We start from the raw sequence: 692 nt of genomic DNA on the forward strand, positions 1-692 counted from the left end.
AACAGTCGGTTCTCTTCCGGGACCTCGGGAAAGGCCTCGGGGTCGAACTGTCCGAACTCCTCGGGGTACAGCTGCTGGGCTTTCATTTCGGTTTGGAGCAGGTTGACGATCGGTCCCTGTTCACCGTACGCACCGGGATACACGCGGCCCTCGATGACGGCCGTGAGCTCGCTTCCGACCTCGTCCTCCTCCATCGGCGTCACGTACTGCTCGCGGAACGCGGAGGCGGAGAAGGAGTCGGTGTCGCCCGTCGTGCCGATTCCCCAGTGTACGACGATGATCTCCGGGTCGACCTCCAGCAGTCGCTCGTAGCCGATCGCGCCGCTCTCGGCGAGTTCCTCCGAGAAGGCGCTCTTCACTTCGAGATCGCGGTACGGCTTCATCTCGTACCCCTCGTCGCGGGTGTACAGCGGATATATCTCACCGCTTGCCGGGTTGGATCCCCCGTTAATGAGTCCGACCTTCGGCCGCTCCTCCTCGGGCGGCAGCCGAGAGGCGATCTCGGTCTGGAGCTCCTCGTGGACCGCCGCGAGCGCCTCGTAGCGCTCGCGCTCTTGGAACAGGTCGGCGAGCCGCTCGAACCCCTCGTAGAGCCCGTACAGCTCGTAGTCGTGGAATCCGCGGCGACGCCGCATGTTGTTGCCGAAGAACGGAGCGACGTTCTCGCGGATCTCGGCGGTGTCCGCTTCGCT

The 692-nt window shown here is 64.7% G+C and carries 1 protein-coding gene; it reads right to left on the reverse strand.

Annotated features, from left to right (window positions below):
* A partial coding sequence (locus tag EXE45_RS17295) for an ABC transporter substrate-binding protein (protein ID WP_137695058.1) occupies positions 1-692 on the reverse strand: 692 nt, incomplete at both ends.

The organism is Halorubrum sp. SP9 (genome assembly GCF_005435015.1).
GTDB lineage: Archaea > Halobacteriota > Halobacteria > Halobacteriales > Haloferacaceae > Halorubrum > Halorubrum sodomense.